A 25,977-nucleotide genomic window follows, 5' to 3' on the forward strand; every position below is an offset into this window, starting at 1 on the left:
CGACGGCTCCGCACCGCAAGCAGCCGCCGTCACGATGATCGGGGATGCATTGAAGCGCGCGGTGTGAGGAAGCGGGCCGGGGCGGGCATGGTCTCCCCGGCTCTGATCATCGACGGCGGACTGGTTTGCGGTGTTCGGGCAACGCAAAAAGCCCCGCGATTTTTGGATCGCGGGGCTTTATTGGATGTTTGGTTGCGGGGGCAGGATTTGAACCTGCGGCCTTCAGGTTATGAGCCTGACGAGCTACCGGGCTGCTCCACCCCGCGTTATGTATGAGCTTGCCTTGGCGTTTTGCCTGGCGTAGCGGGCTGGGCTGCCCGGCATTTTTTTGTTTGTTCTTCCTCGCGCATTTTGGTGCGCTGCGGGAGAACGGGTCTGCTCCACCCCGCGTTAATTTTGGGTGTCGTTTTGTGCGGCGCGTTGCGACCCATTGTGATGTTGTGTTGGGTCGGTTTGATTGTTTGTGAGAAGATTTTGTATTGCCTTTAGCAGACCTGGCAGCGACCTACTCTCCCGCGTCTTGAGACGAAGTACCATTGGCGCAGGGGCGTTTCACGGCCGTGTTCGGAATGGGAACGGGTGCAGCCGCCCCGCCATGACCACCAGGTCAGCTAAGGGCAATGTATCCGGCGCGGTTTGGCGCCGGATTGTTTGAGAAGCTGGATTTTGAGCGAATAGGGATTAGCGAATAGCGAATAGTTTTTCGCGTTTGCTTTTCTTTTATCGCTGGATTTGAACACGTCTTTGGCTTGAAGAGCGTCAGGATGTTGCGATGTCTATTCGCCACATCCTATTCGCTATTCGCTCATTTTGTGATGAGCATTGTCAATGGGAACGATGAAGTCGATCGGGCTATTAGTAAGGCTAAGCTTCATGCATTGCTGCACGTCCACACGCCTCCTATCAACGTGGTCGTCTTCCACGGCCCTGATAGGGAATACTCGTTTTCAGGTGGGTTTCCCGCTTAGATGCCTTCAGCGGTTATCCCTTCCATATATAGCTACCCTGCTATGCCGTTGGCACGACAACAGGTCCACCAGAGATATGTCCATCCCGGTCCTCTCGTACTAGGGACAGATCCTGTCAATATTCCTACACCCACGGCAGATAGGGACCGAACTGTCTCACGACGTTCTGAACCCAGCTCACGTACCGCTTTAATTGGCGAACAGCCAAACCCTTGGGACCTGCTCCAGCCCCAGGATGCGATGAGCCGACATCGAGGTGCCAAACAACCCCGTCGATATGGACTCTTGGGGGTCATCAGCCTGTTATCCCCGGCGTACCTTTTATCCGTTGAGCGATGGCCCTTCCACGCGGGACCACCGGATCACTATGACCGACTTTCGTCTCTGCTCGACTTGTCAGTCTCGCAGTCAGGCGGGCTTATGCCATTGCACTCGACGAGCGATTTCCGACCGCTCTGAGCCCACCATCGCGCGCCTCCGTTACTCTTTCGGAGGCGACCGCCCCAGTCAAACTACCCACCATACACTGTCCCGGGCCCGGATAACGGGTCGCGGTTAGACATCCATGACGATAAGGGTGGTATTTCAAGGATGGCTCCACAGAGACTGGCGTCCCTGCTTCAAAGCCTACCACCTATCCTACACATGCCGACACGAATGCCAGTGTAAAGCTATAGTAAAGGTGCACGGGGTCTTTCCGTCTGACCGCAGGAACCCCGCATCTTCACGGGGAATTCAATTTCACTGAGTCTCTGCTGGAGACAGCGGGGAAGTCGTTACGCCATTCGTGCAGGTCGGAACTTACCCGACAAGGAATTTCGCTACCTTAGGACCGTTATAGTTACGGCCGCCGTTTACTGGGGCTTCGATTCAAAGCTTGCACCTCTCCTCTTAACCTTCCAGCACCGGGCAGGCGTCAGACCCTATACGTCGTCTTACAGACTTCGCAGAGCCCTGTGTTTTTGATAAACAGTCGCTACCCCCTGGTCTGTGCCACCCCACAAAAGTTGCCTCAAGTGGGGTCACGCTTCTTCCGAAGTTACGCGTGCAATTTGCCGAGTTCCTTCAGCAGAGTTCTCTCAAGCGCCTTGGTATACTCTACCTGACCACCTGTGTCGGTTTCGGGTACGGTCTATAATGGTGGTGCTATTTCCTGGAACCATTTCCTCGCCCGTTCAATCCAATAAGAACGAACAAGTTACATGATCCGTCACATCCACCAGGCCCACGAATATTAACGTGGTTCCCATCGACTACGCGTGTCCGCCTCGTCTTAGGGGCCGGCTAACCCTGCTCAGATTAACTTTAAGCAGGAACCCTTGGTCTTTCGGCGAGGGGGTCTCTCACCCCCTTTATCGTTACTCATGTCAACATTCGCACTTCCGATACCTCCAGAGGCCCTCACGGGTCCTCCTTCACAGGCTTACGGAACGCTCCGCTACCACATGCCTTGCGGCATATCCTCAGCTTCGGTGCATGGCTTTAGCCCCGTTACATTTTCGGCGCAAAGACCCTTATTTAGACCAGTGAGCTGTTACGCTTTCTTTAAATGATGGCTGCTTCTAAGCCAACATCCTGGTTGTTTTGGGATCCTCACATCCTTTCCCACTTAGCCATGACTTGGGGACCTTAGCTGGAGGTCAGGGTTGTTGCCCTCTTCACGACGGACGTTAGCACCCGCCGTGTGTCTGCCGAGTAGTACTCCCAGGTATTCGGAGTTTGGTTAGGATCAGTAAGACGGTGAGTCCCCATAGCCCATCCAGTGCTCTACCCCCTGGGGTATTCGCTCGACGCTCTACCTAAATAGATTTCGCGGAGAACCAGCTATCTCCGAGTTTGATTGGCCTTTCACCCCTAGCCACAAGTCATCCCAATCTATTGCAACAGATGCGGGTTCGGTCCTCCAGTTGGTGTTACCCAACCTTCAACCTGCTCATGGCTAGATCACTCGGTTTCGGGTCTAATGCGTCGAACTGAACGCCCTGTTCAGACTCGCTTTCGCTGCGCCTACACCTACCGGCTTAAGCTTGCTCGACACACTAAGTCGTTGACCCATTATACAAAAGGTACGCCGTCAGGCTCACGCCCTCCGACTGCTTGTAGGCATCCGGTTTCAGGTTCTATTTCACTCCCCTCGTCGGGGTGCTTTTCACCTTTCCCTCACGGTACTTGTTCGCTATCGGTCATGCACGAGTACTTAGGCTTGGAGAGTGGTCTCCCCATGTTCAGACAGGATTTCACGTGTCCCGCCCTACTCAAGGACATTCAAGACATCTACGTCTACGGGGCTGTCACCCACTGCGGCCGACTTTTCCAAATCGTTCGACTTCTATCTTGAATGCCACTGGCCTGGTCCGCGTTCGCTCGCCACTACTTACGGAGTCTCGGTTGATGTCCTTTCCTGCAGGTACTTAGATGTTTCAGTTCCCTGCGTTCGCTTCTAACCCCTATGTATTCAAGGTTAGATACCTTATTTGCGATACTTGGAACCTCATGCGTCTTCGACGCGGCGAATAGCGAGTAGCGAGTAGCGAATAGTTGGTCAAAAACCCTATTCGCTATTCGCTAAGAACTATTCGCTCATGCGCCAACGGCGCATCAGATTCCCAAGTATCTTAAGGTGGGTTGCCCCATTCGGAGATCCATGGATCAAAGCTCATTCGCAGCTCCCCACGGCTTATCGCAGCGTATCACGTCCTTCTTCGCCTGTGCATGCCAAGGCATCCACCAAATGCCCTTACGACACTTCATCGTTCTCATTGCCAATGCTCATCCGTATTGGGAGCGAATAGGTCCTAGCGAGTAGCGAATAGAATTTTCAAAACTATTCGCTATTCGCTATTCGCTCATAACTCCCAAAACCTGGCTACCTTTTACAACCAGGCCTCTCAGATGCCATCGACGTGTTCGATCAGATCGCTTTATCTGAGGTCACGCCGAGCGACCCACTTCGCGTCTGATCATAAGACCAGCTTCTCGAGATCAAATCCGAGGACGCGCGGTCAGGCAACATCCACCAGATCATCCGTCAGACAAAGGCCAAAGCCTTCGAACAACAGACGATCCTTGACTGGCATCGAGGTCGCCCTCGATCCGGATCAATCTTCTCTTCACAATACGGACAAAACAGGCACAAACGCGAACCGCGTCGTGCAAAACACTGACTTTCTAGGAAGACAACATCACGCTAGCTGTATCACACCCATACAGGGCGATAGCCCGCCGCCGATCGTTCGGCGCACATCCATGCCAATATGGCTGGAGCGCAGCAAACGACGTTTGCGACAGCGTGAGGACAAAATCATGGTGGAGCTGAGCGGGATCGAACCGCTGACCCCCTGCTTGCAAAGCAGGTGCTCTCCCAGCTGAGCTACAGCCCCATCCAGCGCTTCAACCGAACAGGACTACCCCAACCGGCTCCAGCAACATTCAATCCCAAAACAACCAACCGGAACACGTCGCCCCAAACCCAACCAGCAAACAAGCAATGGTGGGCCCGGGAAGACTTGAACTTCCGACCCCACGCTTATCAAGCGTGTGCTCTAACCAACTGAGCTACGGGCCCATTCCGGAGGGCCATCAAGGCCTATCCTGTCAAATTGTCTTCCAAAGAAAGAGAAACGTGGTCGGCGGATTTCGCCATACCGTGAACCTGCAAGCAGTGTTCCGGCGTATTTCATTTCGATCGTGACCTGACTGGTCCGATCTATGTTCTAAAAAGCACGGGAAGGTTCATCCTAATCAAGTTAGGCGTCTTACCAATTCCACAGCTTCCTTAGAAAGGAGGTGATCCAGCCGCAGGTTCCCCTACGGCTACCTTGTTACGACTTCACCCCAGTCGCTGACCCTACCGTGGTTAGCTGCCTCCTTGCGGTTAGCGCACTACCTTCGGGTAAAACCAACTCCCATGGTGTGACGGGCGGTGTGTACAAGGCCCGGGAACGTATTCACCGCGGCGTGCTGATCCGCGATTACTAGCGATTCCAACTTCATGCACTCGAGTTGCAGAGTGCAATCCGAACTGAGATGGCTTTTGGAGATTAGCTCACACTCGCGTGCTCGCTGCCCACTGTCACCACCATTGTAGCACGTGTGTAGCCCAGCCCGTAAGGGCCATGAGGACTTGACGTCATCCCCACCTTCCTCTCGGCTTATCACCGGCAGTCCCCTTAGAGTGCCCAACCTAATGCTGGCAACTAAGGGCGAGGGTTGCGCTCGTTGCGGGACTTAACCCAACATCTCACGACACGAGCTGACGACAGCCATGCAGCACCTGTGTCCAGGCCACCGAAGTGGAAACCACATCTCTGTGGCGGTCCTGGCATGTCAAGGGCTGGTAAGGTTCTGCGCGTTGCTTCGAATTAAACCACATGCTCCACCGCTTGTGCGGGCCCCCGTCAATTCCTTTGAGTTTTAATCTTGCGACCGTACTCCCCAGGCGGAATGTTTAATGCGTTAGCGGCGCCACCGAACAGTAAACTGCCCGACGGCTAACATTCATCGTTTACGGCGTGGACTACCAGGGTATCTAATCCTGTTTGCTCCCCACGCTTTCGCACCTCAGCGTCAGTTGTGGACCAGTCAGCCGCCTTCGCCACTGGTGTTCCTGCGAATATCTACGAATTTCACCTCTACACTCGCAATTCCACTGACCTCTTCCACACTCAAGACACCCAGTATCAAAGGCAGTTCCGAGGTTGAGCCCCGGGATTTCACCCCTGACTTAAATGTCCGCCTACGTGCGCTTTACGCCCAGTAATTCCGAACAACGCTAGCCCCCTTCGTATTACCGCGGCTGCTGGCACGAAGTTAGCCGGGGCTTCTTCTGTAGGTACCGTCATTATCTTCCCTACTGAAAGAGCTTTACAACCCTAAGGCCTTCATCACTCACGCGGCATGGCTGGATCAGGCTTGCGCCCATTGTCCAATATTCCCCACTGCTGCCTCCCGTAGGAGTTTGGGCCGTGTCTCAGTCCCAATGTGGCTGATCATCCTCTCAGACCAGCTATGGATCGTCGCCTTGGTAGGCCTTTACCCCACCAACTAGCTAATCCAACGCGGGCCGATCCTTTGCCGATAAATCTTTCCCCCGAAGGGCTCATACGGTATTAATTCCAGTTTCCCGGAGCTATTCCGTAGCAAAGGGTACGTTCCCACGCGTTACTCACCCGTCTGCCGCTCACCCCGAAGGATGCGCTCGACTTGCATGTGTTAAGCCTGCCGCCAGCGTTCGTTCTGAGCCAGGATCAAACTCTCAAGTTGAGAATTCAATCTAGACTAATCACTTGTTCTGAATCGACGAGAACTCACTTGATCCTTTAGCATCAAAACCATCAACGCTTCACAGCGCCGTATGGCCCGGTTCGGCTTCCGTCATTCCAAAGGAATGGCGAAAGATAGCCGAACCCAGCAAAGAACCGGTGTTCTCATATCAAAACGTGACCGTCTCTAATCGTTTTCAAACAGGAAGCCTAAACTTCCCGCGAAACCGCGCCGACCACGTTTCTCTTTCTTATCCATATTCAATTGTCAAAAAACAGACCGCAATCCGCAGTCAAAACTAAAACCAAAATCAACCACCAGAGCCAAAACCGAAATCTCGGCTCACATTCGCATTCCGCCAATGTCGTGATCAAAAACCTAGCAAAATCAACAAACCAATCAGCAAAATCGCCAACCAATCTACCAATTTCACCAGAACGAGTAACTCCGTCGCCAGCAGCGCCGCCGCCCTCGTTGGTGAAGCGGGTTATACGGATCACTCATCATACCGTCAACTCCAACAGTCGCAAAAAATTCAAAAAAACGACAAGTCACTGATTTCATGATGAATTTTCAAAATTACGCGGGATTGCCAGCCCGATGACCGCAAAAATGCCCGTCAATCTCCGTGGCCCAGCCCCCCCGCCAACGCCACGATCCGCAAGACAGTCGCTCTCTTCCTCCCTCCCTCTCCTACTGCCTCTTCCCTATCCCCTATTCCCTATTCCCTATTCCCTATTCCCTCTTCCCTCTTCCCTATCCCCTACTGCCTACTGCCTACTGCCTACTGCCTACTGCCTACTGCCTACTGCGATAGCAGTCCTGAAACCGCCCGTTTGCCAAGACTATTCCACAATCACCCGTCAATGAGGACGGCGAGATCGGCTGTTGATTCTCCACCGACACGCTTGGATGCGCCTTCGCTGATTTGACTCTCCGTGCCAGATTGGGCACATCTCATGCCGCATGATCCGCGCCAGGAACGACAACAAAAGGGGTGACACCTTAGGAATGACGATGCCTCGCACCATGGTGTCATCGCTCGGAAACGAGGCGCCGCTTCTGGCAGACGGTCGACGTGCGCCGGATCGGCGCGAGATTTCGCTGCGCTGGCTGTCGGGCACCTTCCTGACCGGGATCACCTCCTCCGTGCTGATGGGGGTTGCGCTGTTTGCCGCCCTCGACGGTCGCCAGCAGCTGGCCATTCCGGCGGAAGCCTTTGCCGCCCTTCCCCGCCATGACAAGGAAAGCGTCAGCCGCGGCAATCGCCTCATCGGCAACAAGCTCATTGCACAGCCGACCGGCCGCAAGGTGATGGAGGTGGCGACCCTGGTGAAGGAAGGCTCTCGCGAGATCGTCAAGCGGCAGCCGTTTTCCCATGTGCGAATGACCCTGGCCGCCTACCAGCAGGCCTCGGCGGAGGATTACCCGCCCTTCGACCCGCTCAACATCTTTTCCACCGGCCCGCGCGAGGCGGACGAAGGAGTGGCACTCCCCGGCGTGATCTATGGCTCGAAGGTGGATTCCGAGGTCAACCTGCAAATGTTGCCCTTCCCGACCGACAGCAGCGCCATTCCCTACGCGCCTGGCATGACGCTCGAGGAAATCGAGGAAAACGTCCGCACCAACGGCTCCCTGCTGACCGAAGGCGTCACGCAGAAGGCATCGCTCTATTATGTCGATCCGCAGCGGTTCGAAGCGGATGAGCCCAATCTTTCCATGGGCATCCCGCTCTCCGCGCGCATCGTGGAGGAGAACATCTCCGTCGCCAATCCCGAGCCGATCAATGGCAAAAACCGCGATTATGCGGAAGACGTGATCCCGGTGCGCCGCGACAACACGATCGCTGAGGCGATGACGGGCCTCGGCTATCCCAAGGAATATGCCACCACGATTGCCGAGAGTCTCGGCGAGATCCTGGGAGGGCCGACCCTGCAGATCGGCGACGTCCTGCGGATCGGCCTCATTCAGGACGGCGATCTTGTCTCGATCGTCCGGGCGAGCCTTTACCGCAAGGGACGACATGAGGCCACGATCGCACTGGACGATGATCGCCGTTACGTGAAGGGCAGCGAACCGCCGCATCTCGATGCAGTCGATACCGCTTTTTCCGAGGAGGTACCGGTCGTCTCGCCCGGTCGCGATCTGCCGAGCGTCTATGACGGGATCTACCGGGCGGCCCTTTCCTACGGCATGACGCAGGACATGACCTCGCTCATCGTCAAGCTTCTCGCGAGCACCACCGATCTGCAGGCGCAGCTGAAGCCGACCGATACGATCGAAGCCTTTTTCTCCGCCGCGGATGAAACGGGCGCCGCAGGCCCGAATTCCGAACTGCTCTACGTCAACGCCAAGTTCGGCGACACGGTCACCCGCTTCTACCGCTTCCAGAACCCGGATGATCATTCGATCGATTATTTCGATCAGGACGGAAAGAGCATTCGCCAGTTTCTGCTGCGCAATCCCGTGCCGAACGGCCGTCTGACCTCCGGTTTTGGCATGCGCCGCCACCCGATCCTCGGCTATTCCCGCATGCACACCGGCACGGACTGGGCGGCCTCGCGCGGCACGCCGATCATCGCGACCGGCGACGGCATCGTCGAAAAAGCCGGCTGGGCCTCCGGTTACGGCAACCAGACCATCATCCGCCACACCAATGGCTACGAAACCTCGTACAATCACCAGAGCGCCATCGCCAAGGGCGTGCGGGAAGGTGCGCGCATCCGCCAGGGCCAGGTGATCGGTTATGTCGGCTCGACGGGCTCCTCCACCGGTGCCCACCTGCACTACGAACTCATCGTCAACGGCACGAAGGTGGATGCGATGAAGGTGCGCCTGCCGGGCGGCAAGTCGCTCTCCGGCCAGATGCTTGCCCGCTTCGAAGAGGAGCGCAAGCGCATCGATACCCTGCTCGACCCGAAGAATTCCGAGCAGGTCGCCAGTCGCTGACGGCGGTCCGCCATCAAAACTCCGTCACATGTAAAAAGGGCCACCCGCGCGGGTGGCCCTTCATCACTCATGTTCAAGCGGCTTCCGCCACGTCCTTCTTGACGTAAAAGAGCAGGCGATCGGAGCCGGCGGAGACCTTGACGGTCGAACCATCCGGCACCTGGCCACCGAGGATCTGTTCGGCGAGCGGATCCTGGACGAACTTCTGGATGACCCGCTTCAGCGGCCGGGCACCATAGACCGGGTCATAGCCCTTGTTGGCCAGCCATTCGCGGGCATCTTCGCCGAGTTCGATGACGATCTTACGATCGAGCAGCAGCTGCAGCAGCCGCTTCAGCTGGATATCGACGATCGCCCCCATCTCGCTGCGGGCCAGGCGATGGAAGAGGATGATCTCGTCCACGCGGTTGAGGAATTCCGGCCGGAACGACGCCTTAACCACGTCCATCACCTGGTCGCGGACACTGTCCACATCCTGCCCTTCGGCAAGATTGGTCAGATATTCCGCGCCGAGGTTGGAGGTCATGATGATGATCGTGTTCTTGAAATCCACCGTGCGGCCCTGGCCGTCCGTCAGGCGACCGTCATCCAGCACCTGCAGCAGCACGTTGAACACATCCGGATGCGCCTTTTCGATCTCGTCGAACAGCACGACCTGGTAGGGCTTGCGGCGGATGGCTTCCGTCAAAGCCCCCCCTTCGTCGTAACCGACATAGCCGGGAGGCGCCCCGATCAACCGGGCGACCGAGTGCTTCTCCATGTATTCGGACATATCGATGCGCACCATTGCCGTCTCGTCATCGAAGAGGAAACGGGCAAGCGACTTGGTGAGCTCCGTCTTGCCGACACCCGTCGGGCCGAGGAAGATGAACGAGCCGATCGGCCGGTTCGGATCCTGCAGCCCGGCACGCGAGCGGCGCACGGCGCGCGAGACGGCCTGCACCGCATCGCCCTGGCCGACAACGGATTTTGCCAGCTCGTCTTCCATGCGCAGCAACTTGTCGCGCTCGCCTTCCAACATCTTATCGACCGGAATGCCGGTCCAGCGGGAGACGACATGGGCAATGGCATCCGGATTGACGACCTCCTGCACCATGGACGAACCGGAAACGTCGCGCTCCTCGGCTTCCTTCAGCGCCTTTTCCAGATTCGGAATGACGCCGTAGGTCAGCTCGCCGGCGCGCTGATATTCCCCCTTGCGCTGGGCGATCGCAAGATCGTTGCGGGCCTCATCCAGCTGGCGCTTCAGGTCAGCCGCAAGGCCAAGCTTCTGCTTTTCCGCCTGCCAGCGGGCCGTCAGTGCATCGGCCTGTTCTTCCAGCGAGGCAAGTTCACCCTCCAGACGGGCCAGACGGTCGGCGGACGCCGTGTCGGTCTCCTTCTTCAGGGCTTCGCGCTCGATCTTAAGCTGAATGATGCGGCGGTCGAGCTCGTCCAGTTCCTCGGGCTTGGAATCCACCTGCATGCGCAACCGGGACGCCGCCTCATCCATCAGGTCGATGGCCTTGTCCGGCAGGAAGCGGTCGGTGATGTAGCGGTTGGAGAGCGTCGCGGCCGCCACCAGCGCGGAATCGGAGATCCGCACCTTGTGGTGCTGCTCGTATTTTTCCTTGAGGCCGCGCAGGATGGAAATCGTGTCCTCCACCGTCGGCTCGTCCACCATCACCGGCTGGAAACGACGGGCGAGCGCCGGGTCCTTTTCCACATGCTTGCGATATTCATCGAGCGTCGTGGCCCCCACGCAGTGCAATTCGCCGCGCGCAAGCGCCGGCTTCAGCAGGTTGGAGGCGTCCATTGCGCCATCGGCCTTGCCGGCACCGACCAGCGTGTGCATCTCGTCGATGAAGAGAATGATCTCGCCGTTTTCCGACTGCACTTCGTTGAGCACGCTTTTGAGCCGCTCCTCGAATTCGCCGCGATATTTCGCACCGGCAATCAGCGCGCCCATGTCGAGCGCCATCAGCTTCTTGTCCTTGAGGCTCTCCGGCACGTCGCCATTGACGATGCGCAGCGCCAAGCCTTCGGCGATCGCCGTCTTGCCGACGCCCGGTTCACCGATGAGGACCGGATTGTTCTTCGTGCGGCGCGACAACACCTGGATCGTGCGGCGAATTTCGTCGTCGCGGCCGATGACGGGGTCGAGCCGGCCTTCGCGGGCTTCCGCCGTCAGGTCGCGGGCGAACTTCTTCAGCGCGTCAAAGCCCTGTTCGGCATTGGCGCTGTCAGCGGTGCGGCCCTTGCGGATGTCGTTGATCACCTGGTTGAGACCCTGGGCGGAGACGCCGGCCTTCTTCAGGCTAGCCGCCGTCGAGGCAGAGCTTTCGATCGCCAGCGCCAAAAGCAGTCGTTCCACGGTAACGAAGCTGTCGCCGGCCTTCTTGGCCGCCTCTTCCGCCGTGGAAAAAACCTTGGCAAGCGGCTGCGCCAGATAGACCTGGCCATTGCCGCCGGACACTTTCGGGAGCTTGGCCAGTGCTGCATCATTGGCAAGCCGGGCTTCCTTGGCATTGCCGCCGGCCCGCTCGATGAGCGAGGCGGCCATGCCCTGGTCGTCGTCCAGCAGCACCTTCAGCACATGTTCGGGGGTAAACTGCTGATGCCCTTCGGACAGCGCATAGGTCTGGGCCGATTGCAGGAAACCGCGAACCCGCTCGGAATATTTCTCGATGTTCATGTGAACCTCCTTGGATCGCCCTGCCCTTATAAGGCACAGGCCGACAATTGAGATTGAGCTCCCTCAAAAGGCGAGCCCCGCATCTTCCACCGCAATCCGCATCGGAACCTTGGCGGAAGAAGCATTCTGAGCGTGATATGGGAGGCTGAAGTTTCCGTTTAAAGATGGCAAAAACAAAAACCCCGGCGATAGCGCCAGGGTCTTGCAGTCCGTCAATTTTCTGGAAGGGTCAGGCTTATTCGCCAGGAACAGCTTCGGCCATGGCCGGAGCCTCATCGCCGGATGCCTCGCCGCCTTCACCACCTTCGGCGGTGCGACGCGGACGACGCGGGCGGTTGGCAGCAGTGCGGCGACGCGGCTGGCGCGGAGCGGCTGCCGTCCCCTCTTCCTCGATGGCCACCTCGGCCGGCGTGCCTTCGATCACCGGCTGCGGCCCGCTGCCGTCGATGGCAGGCGCTGCTTCGGCGACCACCGGCTGGGGACGCGGTTCGCGAGGTTCACGCGGCTCGCGAGGTTCACGCGGCTCGCGCTGTTCCCGAGGCTCGCGCTGTTCCCGGGGTTCCGACCGGCGGGACTGCTGCTGCGGTTGCTGGGGTTGAGGCTGCGGCTGCTGCGAGACGTTGACGTTATCGTCCATCTCGTTGCCGTCCATGTCGTCGCCATCGCGATCGCTGCCGTCATTGCGCTCGTCGCGCTGATAACGCTCCTGCATCTGCGCCTGGGCGGCGGCGATGATGCGGTTGTAATGTTCCGCATGCTGCAGGTAGTTTTCCGCCATCACGCGGTCACCTGCGCTCTGCGCATCGCGGGCCAAGGTCGCGTATTTTTCGGCAATATGCTGAGCCGTACCGCGGATCTTGATGTCCGGACCGGAACTGTCGTAGGTCCGGGTTAATGGGTTGGAACCCTTTCGGTTGAAATTGTTACCGCCACCATTGTTGTTGTTATTGTTGTTATTGCCGCGCCCCCGACCACGCTTGTTCTGCTGTCCTGGCCTCATCGATTTTTCACCTGAATTCTCTGTGCTTTGCTGATTAAGGGCCACGCGGCCATGCGGCTTTTCAAGCCAGAACAAGGCTTCACGTGCCGCGGACAGGTGCGATCCATCCATCCTGCCGCTAGTGGAAGTCAGTTTATGTGATGCACGCACTAGGTAATGTTCAACCCTGGAAGCTCCCCTAAGGAGAGCTGCTATCCGGTTGACCTTAACCTGAACGAATCTCCGTTCATTCCCAGCCGCCCAGCGCGTGCCTGCAACCTATCCCGCTTCATTTGGAAATCCAAGCCTTTTCTTTCGCTTGTGCAAAAGGAGGTAAAGGCAAGGCGGGACTATGCTTTGTGCCGTGCGAAGATCAGCGCACGGTCATTGCCTCCATAGTCGGTTACCGATTCAATCAAAGTATAACCTTGCGTCAGGAAGAGATCCGTAACCGCCTGCTTCTGATCGTAACCGATCTCCAGACCGATCACGCCATCATCCGACAGGAAAGCCGCAGCACCATTCGCAATCGCGCGATACGCATCAAGACCATCGATGCCTCCATCAAGAGCCAGGTCGGGATCAAAGATCCGCACGTCCGGCTCCAGTTCGGCGATGATGTCTGTTGTGATATAAGGCGGATTTGACACGATTATGTCAAAGCGGCCCTCGATCTTCGCGAACCAGTCCGTCTCCACGGTGGCAAAGCGGTCGCTCACCCCATTGAACTGTGCATTGCGGCTTGCCGTTTCAAGGGCGCCGGCCGAGATATCGGCGGCAACACCGAAAAAATCGGGCAGTTCGCTGAGGAGAGCGATCAGGATCGCCCCCGTTCCCGTCCCAAGGTCGAGCATGCGACCGGGCCGATCTCCAAAAATTGGCCGCGCATGCCGCAATACCGCATCCACCAGCACCTCCGTATCCGGCCTCGGCTCCAGTGTCTCCGGCGAGAGCATAAACCGCAGGCCGTAGAACTCGCGAAAGCCGAGGATGCGGTGCACCGGCTCGCGATGGATCCGCCGCACCGCAGCACTGTCGATGCGCTCGATCTCGTCGGCGGACAAAATCCGCTCGCCGTTCAGCACCATCTCAGTCGGCGAAAGATCAAGGAGACCCGCAACGAGAACCCGTGCATCGGTCGCCGCATCCGGCAGGCCGGCCTCCGCAAACCGTTTGCGGATGTCTGCCAGAACTGCCGAAAGCGTTGCTGCCATCACGGCTGTTCGCCAAGTTGCGCCAGTTGTCCGGCCTGGTAATCGGCAATCAGGGCATCGACCAATTCGTCGATTTCGCCCTCGACCATCCGGTCCAGCTTGTAGAGCGTCAGGTTGATGCGGTGATCGGTGACGCGTCCCTGCGGGAAATTATAGGTGCGGATGCGCTCCGAGCGATCGCCCGATCCGACCTGGCTCCGGCGGTCGGCGGAACGTTCACTGTCGGCCTTCTGCCGTTCGATATCGTAGAGGCGCGAGCGCAGCACCTGCATCGCCTTGGCGCGGTTCTGGTGCTGCGATTTTTCCGAACTCGTCACGATGATGCCCGTCGGCAGGTGGGTGATGCGCACCGCCGAATCGGTCGTGTTGACGTGCTGCCCACCGGCGCCGGACGAACGCATTGTGTCGATGCGGATATCCTCCGGGCGGATCTCGATATCGATGTCTTCCGCCTCCGGCAGCACGGCAACGGTTGCCGCAGACGTGTGGATGCGCCCACTCGCTTCCGTTTCCGGCACGCGCTGCACCCGGTGCACGCCGGATTCGAACTTCAGCTTGGCAAATGCGCCGCGTCCGCTGATCGTCGCGATGATTTCCTTGTAGCCGCCGGCCTCCCCTTCGGAGGCAGACAGCACCTCGACCTTCCAGCCCTTGGTGGAGGCGAAGCGCTCGTACATGCGGAAGAGGTCGCCGGCAAACAGCGCCGCCTCGTTGCCGCCGGTACCGGCGCGGATTTCCAGGATCGCGTTCTTCTCGTCGGCCGCATCCTTGGGCAGCAGCAGGATCTGCATGTCCTGTTCCAACGCCTCGACCCGCTCCTGCGCATCCGGCAGTTCCAGTTCGGCCAGTTCCCGCATCTCGCGGTCGGTGCCCTTGTCGCCCAGGAGCGTCTTCAGGTCGGAGATTTCCGCCAGCACCTTCTCGTATTCACGAATCTTGGCAACGAGCGGCTGCAGTTCGGAATATTCGGAGGCGAGCTTCACATAGACATCCGCCGCCGGACCTTCGGACATGCGTGCCTCGATCTCGCCAAACCGGCGTTCCAGTTCACGCATTTTTTCGACAGGAAGCTTCGCCACCCTACAGGACTCCGATTTTTCTTGTTGTTCTAGACGGGTATGTTGTTGGCCTGAGCGAAGGCGACCAGCAGGTCGCGCACGGAGGCAATCGAGGTGTGATCGTCGAGCGCACGGTTCAGGTCTTCCGCCAGCAGTCCCGCATCGAGCCCGAGCAGCATCGCCTTCACCGGCCCGATCGAGGTCGGCGTCATGGACACGGAGCGGAAACCGAGGCCGATCAGCGCCATGGCCGACAAGGGCTTGCTCGCCATCTCGCCGCACAGCGTCAGCGGCGTCTTGTTGCGCTCGGCCGCCCGGACGATATCGCGCAGGATTCGGAGGAACGGCTTGCCGAGAATATCGAACCGGTCGGAGACGCGCGCATTGCCGCGATCGGATGCCATCATGAACTGGAAGAGGTCGTTCGACCCGACGGAGACGAAATCCACCTCCTGCATCAGTTCATCCAGCTGCCACATCAGCGCCGGCACTTCCAGCATGGCACCGAATTGCAGCTTGCGCGGCAGCTGATGGCCGAACTTCGACAGATGCTGCACTTCCTTCTGCATCAACTCGCGCACCGCCCGGATTTCGGAGACCTCCGTCACCATCGGCAGCATCATCTTCAGCTGCGTGCCGGCAGATGCCCGCAGCAGGGCGCGCAGCTGGGTGCGCAACAGGCCCGGCCGGTCGAGCGACAGGCGGATTGCCCGCCAGCCAAGCGCCGGATTTTCCTCTTCCTGGCTGCGGAAATAGGACACCACCTTGTCGCCACCGATGTCGAGCGTGCGGAAAGTCACCGGATGGCCGGCGGTCTGGCGCAGAACATTGCGATAGAAGGCTTCCTGCTCCTCCAGCTTCGGCATCTTGGAGGCGATCATGAACTGCAGTTCGGTGCGGAACAGCCCGATCCCGTCCGCGCCCGATTCCGCCAGCTGCGGCAGGTCGACGATCAGGCCGGCATTCATCAGCAGGCTCACCCGCTGGCCGTCCTTGGTGACCGGATCGACATCGCGCAACGCCCGGAACTGTTCCTGCCGTTTCGCCCTCAGGCGAACCTTTTCCTCGTAAGCCTTCACCAGATCGGCAACGGGGCGCAGATGCACCTGCCCGTCGTCGCCGTCGATGATGGCCGCGTCACCGTTTTCGGCGAGCGCCACGACACCCGTAGCCTGGCCGAGCACCGGAATGCCCATGGCACGCGCGACGATGACGACATGGCTGGTCACCGCGCCATCTTCGAGCACGAGGCCGCGCAGGTTGGCACGCGGATAATCGAGAAGTTCCGCCGCGCCCATCGCCCGCGCAAAGATGATTGCATCCGTCGGGAAGCCTTCATCGAAGGCACGGCCGGAAAAGCCGGTCAGCTGGCGCAGCAGGCGGTTCGCCAGATCATCGAAATCATGCATGCGCTCGCGCAGGTACGGATCGGTCAGGCGCATCATGCGCGCCTTGGTGTCGCTCTGCACCTTTTCGACCGCCGCTTCCGCCGTCAGACCGTTGCGGATCGCCTCTTCCATGCGCCGCACCCAGCCCTGGTCGTGGGCAAACATGCGGTAGGTCTCAAGAACCTCGCGGTGCTCGCCTTCCTGAGCCACCTCGCGGCGCGACAGCATGTCGTCGATCGACAGCCGCAGCGAACCGATCGCATCGGCCAGCCGGTGGATTTCCCGGTCCGCATCGTCGTTCAGGAGATTGGTGACGACGACGCGCGGTTCGTGCAGCACGACGTGTCCGAGGCCGATGCCTTCGTTATAGCCATCCCCCTCGATGGTGATCGCCCGGGTCAGATCCAGCTCCAGGCCGGGCTGGGTAATCTTCTTCAATTCTCCGGTGGCAATCATCTCGGCGATCAGCATGGCAGTCGTTTCCATCGCCTCTACCTCGTCTTCGCGGTAGTTGCGCTGTGCCTTGTTCTGAACGACGAGAACGCCCAAAGTGCGACCGGCTCGGAGGATCGGCACACCAAGGAAGGAATGGTAGATTTCTTCGCCCGTCTCCGGCAGGTAGCGGAAGGCCGGGTGCGATTGCGCATCGGACAGATTGAGCGGTTGCGCGGACGCGGCGATCGTGCCGACGAGGCCCTGGCCCATTTTCAGCTGGGCGAGGTGGACGGCATCCTTGTTGAGACCTTCCGTGGCATAGAGTTCGAGAACGCCGTCGGAACGCAGAACGTAGACCGAGCACACCTCGGCCACCATGTTGCTGGCTATCTGGCTGACGATCCGGTCTAGCCGGTCTTGCGGCTCCAGGGGCTCCGCCATCAGTTCCCGAAGCCGTCTCAGCAGGACGCGCGGGCCTGCCGACAGGTCTCTCATCGGCATATCCACTCCCGAATCTAAAATAACCACATCCGGAAGATGATGCGCCGCCCGTTCAGGCGACGCAACTGCGCCGGTACGATATCAACTCTTATCGAGACCATAAGCGGAATGCAAAGTGCGAACCGCAAGTTCGGAATAGGCGCCATCGATCAGGATCGAGATCTTGATCTCGGAGGTGGTGATGGCGCGGATGTTGATCCCCTTGTCGGCCAGCGCCTTGAAGGCGGTGGCGGCAACGCCGGCGTGGGACCGCATGCCGATACCGACGACCGAGACCTTGCAGAGGCCGGTTTCGTTCTGCACCACGTCGAAGCCGATCTTCGCCTTGTTCTCATCCAGAACCTTCATGGCCTTTTCGACGTCGCCGAACGGCACGGTGAAGGTCATGTCGGTCTTGGAACCGTCCTCGGAAATGTTCTGGACGATCATGTCGACATTGATGTGCGATTCCGCCAGCGGGCCGAAGATGGCCGCCGAAACGCCCGGCCGGTCGGCAACGCGACGCAACGAAATCTGCGCTTCATCCTTGGCATAGGCGATGCCGGTAACGACTTCCTGTTCCACGATCTCTTCCTCGTCGCAAATCAAAGTACCGGGCGGGTTGATGAGGTCGCCCATGCCCGGTGCATCGGGATCCTCGAAACTGGACCGAACGAAGGTGCGCACCTTGTGCACCATGGCAAGCTCGACGGAACGAACCTGTAGCACCTTGGCGCCCAGCGATGCCATTTCCAGCATTTCTTCGAACGAAATCTTCTTCATGCGCCGCGCCTTCGGCACGATGCGCGGATCGGTCGTGTAGACGCCATCGACATCCGTGTAGATGTCGCACCGGTCCGCCTTGACCGCGGCCGCGATGGCAACCGCCGACGTATCGGAACCGCCGCGGCCGAGTGTCGCGATACGGTTGTCCGGACCAAGGCCCTGGAAGCCGGCGACGACCGCGACTTGGCCCTCGCCCATGCGGCGGATGATGTCGGAGCCGTCGATATCGAGAATGCGGGCAGCGCCGTGGGCATTGTCGGTGCGGATCGGGATCTGCCAGCCCTGCCAGGAGCGGGCATTGATGCCCATCGACTGCAGCGCAATCGCGAGCAGTCCGGAGGTCACCTGCTCGCCGGAGGCCACCACGGCATCATATTCGCGGGCATCGTAGAAGGGCGAGCTGGCGCCGGTCACCTTCGGGGTATCCTGTACCCAACCGACGAGTTCATTCGTCTTGCCGGACATGGCGGAAACGACGACGGCCACTTCATGACCGGCATCGACCTCGCGTTTCACATGGCGCGCCACATTATGAATGCGTTCGAGATTGGCGACCGACGTGCCGCCGAACTTCATGACAATGCGTGCCATAACCGACCAAAACCACCTTTTCGCACACCCGATCCCGGGATGCCGCTTCAAACACGGGTCGCCCCGGCCTTGAAAGACCGGGGCTTTTGCGGCGTCCTCTTAGCGAAAAGGTGTTGAAGGCGCAATGGCGATATGAGCCGACGCGGTACGCTGCCGCTCCACGTCATGCGGCACCTGCGCCTGCAAGAGCGGCAGGCTCACCGTCCGGGCGGCGAGCAGGGACGATCCGGTGTGCAACCGTCGAAACCCGGCGGCGGGCCGCGGCGGTCATCGGGACGAGCCCCCTCTTCCCACCGGCGACGATCCCGCTCGCCATCACCGCGATTGTCCCAGTTGCCGTCCTGTCGATCCCGCCAGTTGCGGTCCCCGCGCGGATCACCGCGGTCGTCGCCGCCGCGGTTGTCGTATCGGTAGCGGTCGTCCAGGCGATACCGGTCATCATACCGATACCGTCCGTCCTCGCGGTAGCGGTTCGGATCGCGGATCGGGTCGTCGCGCCGGCTGTCGTAATAGCGCGGCGGCGGCGGCACTTCGCGACGATAGTCCCAGCCTCTCCAGCGATCCCGTTCACGGTAGAAATCACGGTCTCGGTAGTAGCGCTGCCAATAGGTATCCACGTCGAAGGTGATCGTCGGAATGCCGAGCGGACGGTAATATTGCGGATCCACATAGACCCGGCGCTGCTGGTAGCCCGCCTGGATATAGCTGCCGGACACCCAGCCGCGGCCGCGCGCAAACGAGACGTCGCACCAGTTCACATTGTTGAGGCACCCGTGGATGACGATCGGCGCGCCCGCGGGCACGACGACGACCGCCGGATACCGTGTGCTCGGGCCGGACCGCATGTTGACATTGGTCGTTGCAAAGCCGTTCGTGGCGGCATTGGCGACCGCCGGCAGCGCAAGCAGAAGGCCCGCCGCCAGCATGTTCAGGATTTGACGTTTCACACCCAACCTCCTGGGATCTGATCTTTTTCTTGTGACGTCCCTTCGGGCGTCACACGCACGTGAAATTCGGGTTTTTTCATGTCGCTCGTCAGCCCGCCGCGTCAAGATGCCGGACGATTGATCCGCGCGAGGAGGACGGGAGTAGTGTCGGGAATGATGGACAATCCACGACCGGCAGCTCGTGCGACACTGCGGCAGGCTTGACAAGCAAGGGCCTTAGGCCGACTTCAAGCCTTGAGACGAACAAGGAGATGAACGATGAGCGAGGCCTCCGCCACGACGATCGACCAGGGTGAAGTGGACCGCTTCTCGGCGATGGCTGCCGAATGGTGGAGCCCGACCGGCAAGTTCAAGCCGCTGCACAAGTTCAATCCGGTGCGCATCGCCTTCATCCGTGACCAGGTCTGCGAGGCGTTCGGCCGCGACCCGAAAAGCCACAAACCCTTCGAGGGCCTGCGTTTCCTCGATATCGGCTGCGGCGGCGGTCTGCTCTCGGAGCCCATGGCGCGCATGGGCGCCACCGTGATCGGTGCCGATCCGTCGGAAAAAAATGTGAAAATCGCCGAGACCCATGCGCGTGAAAGCGGAGTGTCCGTCGATTACCGCGCCGTGACCGCCGAGCATCTGGCAGCCGAAGGCGAAACCTTCGACGTGATCCTCAACATGGAGGTGGTGGAACACGTGGCCGATGTGAACCTCTTCATCTCCACCTGCGCTTCCATGGTGCGCCCCGGCGGGCTGATGTTCATCGCCACCATCAACCGCACCTTCAAGGCCAATGCGCTCGCCATCATTGCCGCCGAACGCATCCTGCGCTGGCTGCCGAAGGGCACCCACAGTTACGACAAGCTGGTGCGCCCTGACGAACTGGAACGCCCGCTCTCCGCCTCCGGCATGGACATCATCCACCGCACCGGCGTCTTCTACAACGTGCTGCAGGACCGCTGGAATCTGTCGCGCGACATGGATGTCAACTACATGATGCTGGCGAAACGGCTGGCCTAAACGCCTCAACCGACGTCGGCTGACAAGGACCGGCGTCGGTTAATTGGCATCATCCGGCAGCACCGGCAGCGGCGCGATTTCGATGCCTTCGTCGATTAGGTCGCGCACTTCGGTGATACTGGCCTGGCCGATGATGCCGCGCGCGTCGGCTTCGCCGTAATGGATCTTGCGCGCCTCTTCGGGAAACCGTTCGCCCACATCCTCGGCATTCGCCTTGATCGTGGCGACTGCCTCCTTGAGCTTGGCCATGGCCTCCTCGCGCACCGTATCGAGCACCACCTGCTGGCGGGCTTCCTTCTTGCGGGCGGTCGAAACCGAGGGCGCCATCAAGCTCTTGCTGACGGAGGCGGAGCCGCAGATCGGGCAGGTCAGAAGACCGGTCTCCACCTGCCGGTCGAAATCGGCGCTCCCGGAAAACCAGCCTTCAAAACCGTGGGCGCTGTCACAGACGAGCGAATAGCGGATCACGCCGGGATGCCTCCGCTTACCGCAACGCGGTCGAGCGAAAACTCGCGGGCATTCTTGAGGTTCGGGATCTTGCCCCGCGCCGCCTTGACGTCCGCGATGTCGATTTCCGCCACGAGCACCGCCTCGCCTGCTCCCCCGGCCTCTGCCAGAACGCGGCCCCATGGATCGATGATCATCGAATGGCCATAGGTTTCGCGGCCATCTTCATGCACGCCGCCTTGCGCGGCGGCCACCAGGAAGGCGCCGTTTTCGATTGCGCGGGCGCGCAGCAGGATCTCCCAATGCGCCTCGCCGGTCTGACGGGTAAACGCCGCCGGCACGGTGAGGATTTCGGCACCGGCCATAGCCTCACTGCGGAAAAGCTGCGGGAAGCGCACGTCGTAGCAGATGGCAAAGCCCAGCGTCGCGAACGGAAGGTTCGCCACGCGCGCCTCTGTTCCCGCCTCGTAAGCCGAGCTTTCCCGCCAGCTTTCGCCATTGTCGAGATCGACATCGAACATGTGGATCTTGTCATAGGAACAGATGCGCTTGCCGTCCGGACCGAACAGGAAACCGCGATTGGCCATCTTCTCGTCGCCCCGCGCAATCGCCGTCGAACCGACATGCACGAAGATCCCGAGGTCACGCGCAAGAGCCGCGGCGCGGGCGACGATCACGTCGCTGTCCTCGTCGGCGAGAACGGCCTTGAGTGCGGCGCGATTGCGCTGCAGCGCCCCGGTCATTTCCGGTGTCTGGACGTAAACTGCCCCTTGCGCCGCCGCGTCACGCACAAGGCGCGCCATGTCGTCCGCATTCTTCTGCGGATCGACGCCCGAGCACATCTGGATAGCGGCAACTTTGAAGGTCATCAAAAGTCCTCAGGCGGCCAGCAGCGGATCGAGCTTGCCGTCGCGATCGAGCGCATGCAGGTCATCGCAGCCGCCGACATGCTTTCCGTCGATGAAGATCTGCGGGAAGGTCGAGCGGCCATGGGCCTTGCCGATCATCTCCTGCCGCAGCTCCTGGCTATAGGTCGCATCATGCTCGGTGAAGGAAACACCCTTCGAGGCCAAGAGAGATTTCGCCCGTGCGCAATAACCGCAGAGCTGACGTGTGTAGATTACCACTTCTGCCATCAGGAACTCCGTATCCGGCAGCCCGCAACTGGTATCGGAACCACCTGTCTTTGTTTGGTCATATAGGCTGACGCAGCGCCATTGCAAAGCTCAAAACCGTAACCTCCGTCGCACCGGCGCGCTTGAGGGCCCGGGTGGCGGAGGAAACCGTCGCCCCAGTAGTATAAACGTCATCGACCAGGATGATGTGGCGACCGAAGACCATGTTCTCCCGCCCCGGCACGATGCGAAAGGCGGCCCTGAGATTGTCCTCGCGCGCATTTGCCGTCAGCCCCACCTGGCGCAGTGTCCGTTTGCGGCGGATCAACACGTCGGAGAGCAGCGGTTTACCGGAGAGACGAGACAGGGCACGCGCCAGTTCCGCTGCCTGGTTGAACCTGCGGCTGGCGAGCCGGCTCCAGTGCAGCGGCACCGGGATGATGGCATCGGCCTCCTGCAGGTGAACCCCGGCTGCCCGCTGCATCCAGTGTGCCATCATGCCGGCAAGCTCTGTCCGGTCCCGGTATTTCAGCGCATGCACCAGAGACCTGGCCGGCCCCTCGTGCAGCGCAACTGCCCTTAGCCGATCGAAGATCGGCGGCTCGGCAATCGCCTCGGCACAGACCATGCCCTCCCCCGGATCGAAGGAGAAGGGAATACCGAGAACCTCGCAGAAGGGCCGCTCGATAAACCGCATCTGCCGCCAGCAGCCGGGGCACAGCGCATGATGCACGCCGGTGCGGATTCCACATGCCGCACAACAGGGCGGGTAGAGAATGTGGAGAACCGGACGCAGCCAGTCCGACCACCGGAAACGGCGCGGCAGAACCTCGATTTTATCGTCCACATCCCCCATCTCTTGACTTTAATCCGATCGTGGCGCCCATGCGACTCGCAATTGCGATCGAAATTGCGTCCCGAACATCAGTGAGTGGAATTCGTCATGGACATGCTTTTCGACCTGCCGCTGGTCACCCGCCGACGCGAGCGCGCCGCCAGACAGGCCGTTTCCGGTGCCGACTTTCTGGTGGATGTCGCGGCCCGCGAACTGGCGGAACGGCTGGCGGTGGTCGAGCGGCATTTCGATGAAGCGGTGGAACTGCACGGCGCAACGGGTTCCGCTGCCCGCGCCGCTTTTGCCACCGGACGCATCGGCACGATCCGTCGTATCGAGACGGGGCCGGTCTTTGCAAGCGCCGCGGAAGGCGTCGAACCGGCAGAGCTGGAAGACGTGCCCCTGGCGGACCAGTCGGTCAACCTGGTGCTCTCGCCCCTGTCCCTGCACCTGACCAACGACACACCCGGCATGATGGTGCGCATCCGCAGGGCCTTGAAGCCGGACGGGCTTTTTCTCGCCGCCATTCCCGGCGCCGGCACGCTGGGCGAACTGCGCGACGTTCTGCTGTCGGCGGAGGCCGAGGTTCTGGGCGGCGCCAGCCCGCGCGTCATTCCCTTTGCCGATGTCCGCGATATCGGTGGCCTGTTGCAGCGCGCCGGTTTTGCGCTCCCCGTCATCGATGCGGAAAACTACACGGTGCGGTATGACACGCTGTTCGACCTGATGCGGGATCTGCGCGCCATGGGCATGACCAATCCGCTGATCGGGCGCAGCCGCAAGCCGCTCACCCGCAGTTTCTTCCTGCGCGCGGCCCAACTCTACGCCGAACGCTATTCCGATCCGGACGGACGCATCCGCGCCACCTTCTCGATCGTCTATGTGTCGGGTTGGGCACCGCATGAAAGCCAGCAGAAGCCATTGAAGCCGGGTTCGGCCAAGATGCGGCTGGCGGATGCGCTGAAGGCTGGGCTGGAACCGTCAGCGAAGGACGAGCCTAATCGGACTTGATGCTGTCGTTGATGGTGTTGAGGATCTTCTCGACATTGTTACTGAGCGTACCGAAGCCCGCAATGATCGCCATGCCCAGAATGCCGGCGATCAGCCCGTATTCGATGGCCGTTGCGCCGGTCTCGTCACGAAGATATCTCAAAAAGGTCTTCATTACAGTCCTTCGCCACGGGGAGGCAGCAAGACTGCCCTTGGCGGCTCAACAGCGATCGTCGTTGCCGTAGCCCTGCACCACACAGACGGAGCCGGGGGTTTCCTGCAGAACGCTACGGCGAATAGTATAATGTTTCGTTCCTTTTTCCTCCGACTTGATCGAACCGGTGGTGATCATGTCGAATTCTTCCTGGACATGGGCCAGGTGGCGCGCATCCTGACGGCTGGCGAGCATCGGTGTAACGATCAGAGACAAGGCGATGGCTGCCGTGCCGAACAGCAGCGCAACGTTCAGTGCGCCGGTCCTGCCAGTCCTGCCGGACCTGATCGACGCCCTCTGCTGGGCACGAACAGTTTTCCAGAATTCCTCATCCATGGCCGCCTCGTTACGCAGTTACATCCGTAAAGCTGCATATTGGCCGAATCCCTTAAAGGATCTGTTAACGGTGAACGCAAAGCGGGAGACCGGCGGCGGTCTGTGGATAAGTCAGAGCAGGTCTTGCAGGAAGGGAATGAGCGGCTCGTCTGCCGGCGGCATCGGATAATCGCGCAGCGCGTTCGGGCGCACCCATTTGATGGCCTGACCTTCACGGCCGCTCGGAATGCCCTCAAAGCGGCGGCAGACGTAAAGCGGCATCAACAGGTGGAAGGTTTCATAGGTGTGGCTGGCGAAGGTGAGCGGCGCCAGACAGGCCACCTTGGTGGTAATGCCCAGCTCCTCCTCCAGTTCGCGAACGAGCGTTTCTTCCGGCGTCTCGCCGGCCTCCACCTTGCCGCCTGGAAATTCCCAGAGGCCCGCCAGGCTTTTGCCTTCGGGCCGTTGGGCAATAAGAATGCGGCCATCGGTATCCACCAGGGCGCAGGCGGCCACCAGCACGATCTTCTTGCCCTCACCCATGCTCATGCCCCTTGGCGCCAGTAGTGATATTGGTAGACCTCACGGAAACCGAACTTTTCGTAGAGCGCGATGGCGCCGGCGTTGTGCGAATGCACCTGCAGCCAGGCGGTGCGCGCGCCGCTGATCCGCGCCCATCGAAGTGCGGCCGACAGCATCTCGGTCCCGAGCCCCTTGCGCCGCCGCTCCCTCGCCACGCAGAAGGACAGAATGCCGGCCAGGTCATTGTCCTGAACGCAGAGCGCCACGGCCTGCGGTGCCTCGCCCGGATTTTCGATCGTAAAGAGACCTGTCGCCGGCTTGATGGCGCTGATGATCTCCGCCAAGGCCGGCTTGATCGCCGGATCCGCCTCATCGACCGCAATCAGCGCATCAATGAAACGGCCGATATCGTGGCTCGGCAGATGATCGAGCACATCGGGAAGTTCGAGGCGGGTCAGATCCGCCGTCATGACCCTGGCCGTCTCGAAAACCTCCCAGCCATTCGCATCGAGCATGGACAGGAGCGGCTTCGGGGCAAGCGGCGTCTCGCGGATCACCAGCGGGCGGCCATAATCCTCGAAACGCTTGCGGGCCTTTTCGATCCGCATCTCCGCATCGCGATAATCGGACGGATCGAGCGGCACGACGCAATTCAGCCGCTTCGACGGATGCCCGCCGGTCAGACGAACCTGCCAGCTCCCGTCATAGACGACGGAAGCTGCGGGCCATGCGCGAAAACCCACCGCTTCCAGGCGCCGCACAAGCGGCAGGTTGCCGTGGGGAGAAAGTGCCTGCATCAATAT

General features: G+C 60.1%; 19 protein-coding genes, 3 tRNA genes and 3 rRNA genes. 3 read left to right on the forward strand and 22 right to left on the reverse strand.

Annotated elements, in window-relative coordinates:
• Positions 1-189: 189 nt before the first annotated feature.
• The 7 genes from G6N78_RS05475 to G6N78_RS05505 form a co-directional block, all read right to left on the reverse strand.
• Positions 190-266 (reverse strand) — tRNA-Met (locus tag G6N78_RS05475).
• Between the two features lie 226 nt (positions 267-492).
• Positions 493-607 (reverse strand): 5S ribosomal RNA (rrf, locus tag G6N78_RS05480).
• A gap of 227 nt (positions 608-834) precedes the next feature.
• Positions 835-3,720, reverse strand: a 23S ribosomal RNA gene (locus G6N78_RS05485).
• Between the two features lie 552 nt (positions 3,721-4,272).
• Positions 4,273-4,348, reverse strand: a tRNA-Ala gene (locus G6N78_RS05490).
• A gap of 108 nt (positions 4,349-4,456) precedes the next feature.
• A tRNA-Ile gene (locus tag G6N78_RS05495) sits at positions 4,457-4,533 on the reverse strand.
• 214 nt (positions 4,534-4,747) lie between these two features.
• A 16S ribosomal RNA gene (locus G6N78_RS05500) occupies positions 4,748-6,230 on the reverse strand.
• Together the 16S, 23S and 5S rRNA genes with 3 tRNA genes alongside form the textbook arrangement of a ribosomal RNA operon.
• A 260-nt stretch (positions 6,231-6,490) precedes the next feature.
• A complete protein-coding gene (locus G6N78_RS05505; protein ID WP_165216357.1) occupies positions 6,491-6,730 on the reverse strand; it encodes a hypothetical protein in 240 nt (79 codons plus the stop codon).
• Between the two features lie 511 nt (positions 6,731-7,241).
• Here G6N78_RS05505 and G6N78_RS05510 point away from each other — a divergent pair.
• Positions 7,242-9,179, forward strand: a complete 1,938-nt coding sequence (locus G6N78_RS05510; RefSeq protein WP_165216358.1) for a M23 family metallopeptidase — start codon at positions 7,242-7,244, stop codon at positions 9,177-9,179.
• Positions 9,180-9,252: 73 nt separating this feature from the next.
• Here the strand turns inward: G6N78_RS05510 and clpB are convergent, their stop codons facing one another.
• From clpB to G6N78_RS05545, 7 genes are all read right to left on the reverse strand, one after another.
• Entirely contained in the window at positions 9,253-11,853 is a 2,601-nt protein-coding gene (clpB, locus tag G6N78_RS05515; protein ID WP_165216359.1) for an ATP-dependent chaperone ClpB, read from the reverse strand.
• Positions 11,854-12,088: 235 nt separating this feature from the next.
• Positions 12,089-12,853, reverse strand: a complete 765-nt coding sequence (locus tag G6N78_RS05520; protein WP_165221317.1) for a DUF4167 domain-containing protein — start codon at positions 12,851-12,853, stop codon at positions 12,089-12,091.
• Between the two features lie 329 nt (positions 12,854-13,182).
• A complete protein-coding gene (prmC, locus tag G6N78_RS05525) occupies positions 13,183-14,046 on the reverse strand; it encodes a peptide chain release factor N(5)-glutamine methyltransferase (RefSeq protein WP_165216361.1) in 864 nt (287 codons plus the stop codon).
• Entirely contained in the window at positions 14,046-15,125 is a 1,080-nt protein-coding gene (gene prfA, locus G6N78_RS05530; protein ID WP_165216363.1) for a peptide chain release factor 1, read from the reverse strand. Before prfA ends, prmC begins: the two co-directional genes overlap by 1 nt.
• A gap of 29 nt (positions 15,126-15,154) precedes the next feature.
• Complete coding sequence (ptsP, locus tag G6N78_RS05535) at positions 15,155-17,422, reverse strand: phosphoenolpyruvate--protein phosphotransferase (RefSeq protein WP_165221320.1); 2,268 nt, start codon at positions 17,420-17,422, stop codon at positions 15,155-15,157.
• A gap of 87 nt (positions 17,423-17,509) precedes the next feature.
• Positions 17,510-18,784, reverse strand: coding sequence for an aspartate kinase (locus tag G6N78_RS05540; RefSeq protein ID WP_165216364.1), 1,275 nt, complete (start codon positions 18,782-18,784; stop codon positions 17,510-17,512).
• Positions 18,785-18,981: 197 nt separating this feature from the next.
• A complete protein-coding gene (locus G6N78_RS05545) occupies positions 18,982-19,731 on the reverse strand; it encodes an SH3 domain-containing protein (protein ID WP_165216366.1) in 750 nt (249 codons plus the stop codon).
• A 258-nt stretch (positions 19,732-19,989) separates the two neighbouring features.
• Here G6N78_RS05545 and ubiG point away from each other — a divergent pair, with 258 nt between their 5' ends.
• Positions 19,990-20,736 carry a bifunctional 2-polyprenyl-6-hydroxyphenol methylase/3-demethylubiquinol 3-O-methyltransferase UbiG gene (ubiG, locus tag G6N78_RS05550; protein ID WP_165216368.1) on the forward strand — a complete coding sequence of 249 codons (747 nt, stop codon included), beginning with the start codon at positions 19,990-19,992 and terminating at the stop codon, positions 20,734-20,736.
• 39 nt (positions 20,737-20,775) lie between these two features.
• Here ubiG and G6N78_RS05555 read toward each other — a convergent pair whose 3' ends face one another.
• The 4 genes from G6N78_RS05555 to G6N78_RS05570 are packed head-to-tail and all read right to left on the reverse strand — an operon-like array spanning position 20,776 to position 23,154.
• On the reverse strand, positions 20,776-21,204 hold the full coding sequence (locus G6N78_RS05555; RefSeq protein WP_165216370.1) for a DUF1178 family protein: 429 nt from the start codon (positions 21,202-21,204) through the stop codon (positions 20,776-20,778).
• The gene (locus G6N78_RS05560) at positions 21,201-22,052 is read right to left on the reverse strand and encodes a carbon-nitrogen hydrolase family protein (protein ID WP_165216372.1); all 852 of its coding nucleotides are present in this window, start codon (positions 22,050-22,052) and stop codon (positions 21,201-21,203) included. The genes G6N78_RS05555 and G6N78_RS05560 overlap by 4 nt, the downstream gene beginning before the upstream one ends.
• A 9-nt stretch (positions 22,053-22,061) precedes the next feature.
• Complete coding sequence (gene grxC, locus G6N78_RS05565) at positions 22,062-22,319, reverse strand: glutaredoxin 3 (protein WP_165216373.1); 258 nt, start codon at positions 22,317-22,319, stop codon at positions 22,062-22,064.
• Positions 22,320-22,377: 58 nt separating this feature from the next.
• Positions 22,378-23,154, reverse strand: coding sequence for a ComF family protein (locus tag G6N78_RS05570; protein ID WP_165216375.1), 777 nt, complete (start codon positions 23,152-23,154; stop codon positions 22,378-22,380).
• Positions 23,155-23,241: 87 nt separating this feature from the next.
• Here G6N78_RS05570 and G6N78_RS05575 point away from each other — a divergent pair, with 87 nt between their 5' ends.
• The gene (locus G6N78_RS05575; RefSeq protein WP_165216377.1) at positions 23,242-24,144 is read left to right on the forward strand and encodes a methyltransferase domain-containing protein; all 903 of its coding nucleotides are present in this window, start codon (positions 23,242-23,244) and stop codon (positions 24,142-24,144) included.
• Here G6N78_RS05575 and G6N78_RS05580 read toward each other — a convergent pair.
• From G6N78_RS05580 to G6N78_RS05595, 4 genes are all read right to left on the reverse strand, one after another.
• Positions 24,131-24,298: a Flp family type IVb pilin gene (locus G6N78_RS05580; protein WP_165216378.1), complete on the reverse strand. Its 168-nt coding sequence runs from the start codon at positions 24,296-24,298 to the stop codon at positions 24,131-24,133. The genes G6N78_RS05575 and G6N78_RS05580 overlap by 14 nt on opposite strands.
• Before the next feature lie 45 nt (positions 24,299-24,343).
• Complete coding sequence (locus G6N78_RS05585; RefSeq protein ID WP_165216380.1) at positions 24,344-24,673, reverse strand: hypothetical protein; 330 nt, start codon at positions 24,671-24,673, stop codon at positions 24,344-24,346.
• Between the two features lie 111 nt (positions 24,674-24,784).
• Positions 24,785-25,195, reverse strand: coding sequence for an 8-oxo-dGTP diphosphatase MutT (mutT, locus tag G6N78_RS05590; protein WP_165216382.1), 411 nt, complete (start codon positions 25,193-25,195; stop codon positions 24,785-24,787).
• Positions 25,196-25,197: 2 nt separating this feature from the next.
• Positions 25,198-25,971: a GNAT family N-acetyltransferase gene (locus G6N78_RS05595; protein WP_165216384.1), complete on the reverse strand. Its 774-nt coding sequence runs from the start codon at positions 25,969-25,971 to the stop codon at positions 25,198-25,200.
• Positions 25,972-25,977 lie beyond the last annotated feature (6 nt).

Origin of the sequence: Allorhizobium pseudoryzae (genome assembly GCF_011046245.1) — a bacterium.
GTDB classification, from domain to species: domain Bacteria; phylum Pseudomonadota; class Alphaproteobacteria; order Rhizobiales; family Rhizobiaceae; genus Neorhizobium; species Neorhizobium pseudoryzae.

Excerpts from the sequence above, each read along its gene's own strand:
- G6N78_RS05575 (WP_165216377.1), top strand. The coding sequence starts at position 23,242 with ATGGACATGCTTTTCGACCTGCCGCTGGTCACCCGCCGACGCGAGCGC.
- G6N78_RS05595 (WP_165216384.1), bottom strand. The coding sequence starts at position 25,971 with ATGCAGGCACTTTCTCCCCACGGCAACCTGCCGCTTGTGCGGCGCCTG.
- G6N78_RS05560 (WP_165216372.1), bottom strand. The coding sequence starts at position 22,052 with ATGACCTTCAAAGTTGCCGCTATCCAGATGTGCTCGGGCGTCGATCCG.
- G6N78_RS05580 (WP_165216378.1), bottom strand. The coding sequence starts at position 24,298 with ATGAAGACCTTTTTGAGATATCTTCGTGACGAGACCGGCGCAACGGCC.
- G6N78_RS05540 (WP_165216364.1), bottom strand. The coding sequence starts at position 18,784 with ATGGCACGCATTGTCATGAAGTTCGGCGGCACGTCGGTCGCCAATCTC.
- grxC (WP_165216373.1), bottom strand. The coding sequence starts at position 22,319 with ATGGCAGAAGTGGTAATCTACACACGTCAGCTCTGCGGTTATTGCGCA.
- prmC (WP_165216361.1), bottom strand. The coding sequence starts at position 14,046 with ATGGCAGCAACGCTTTCGGCAGTTCTGGCAGACATCCGCAAACGGTTT.
- ptsP (WP_165221320.1), bottom strand. The coding sequence starts at position 17,422 with ATGAGAGACCTGTCGGCAGGCCCGCGCGTCCTGCTGAGACGGCTTCGG.
- ubiG (WP_165216368.1), top strand. The coding sequence starts at position 19,990 with ATGAGCGAGGCCTCCGCCACGACGATCGACCAGGGTGAAGTGGACCGC.
- mutT (WP_165216382.1), bottom strand. The coding sequence starts at position 25,195 with ATGGGTGAGGGCAAGAAGATCGTGCTGGTGGCCGCCTGCGCCCTGGTG.
- G6N78_RS05510 (WP_165216358.1), top strand. The coding sequence starts at position 7,242 with ATGACGATGCCTCGCACCATGGTGTCATCGCTCGGAAACGAGGCGCCG.
- G6N78_RS05570 (WP_165216375.1), bottom strand. The coding sequence starts at position 23,154 with ATGGGGGATGTGGACGATAAAATCGAGGTTCTGCCGCGCCGTTTCCGG.
- G6N78_RS05520 (WP_165221317.1), bottom strand. The coding sequence starts at position 12,853 with ATGAGGCCAGGACAGCAGAACAAGCGTGGTCGGGGGCGCGGCAATAAC.
- clpB (WP_165216359.1), bottom strand. The coding sequence starts at position 11,853 with ATGAACATCGAGAAATATTCCGAGCGGGTTCGCGGTTTCCTGCAATCG.
- G6N78_RS05585 (WP_165216380.1), bottom strand. The coding sequence starts at position 24,673 with ATGGATGAGGAATTCTGGAAAACTGTTCGTGCCCAGCAGAGGGCGTCG.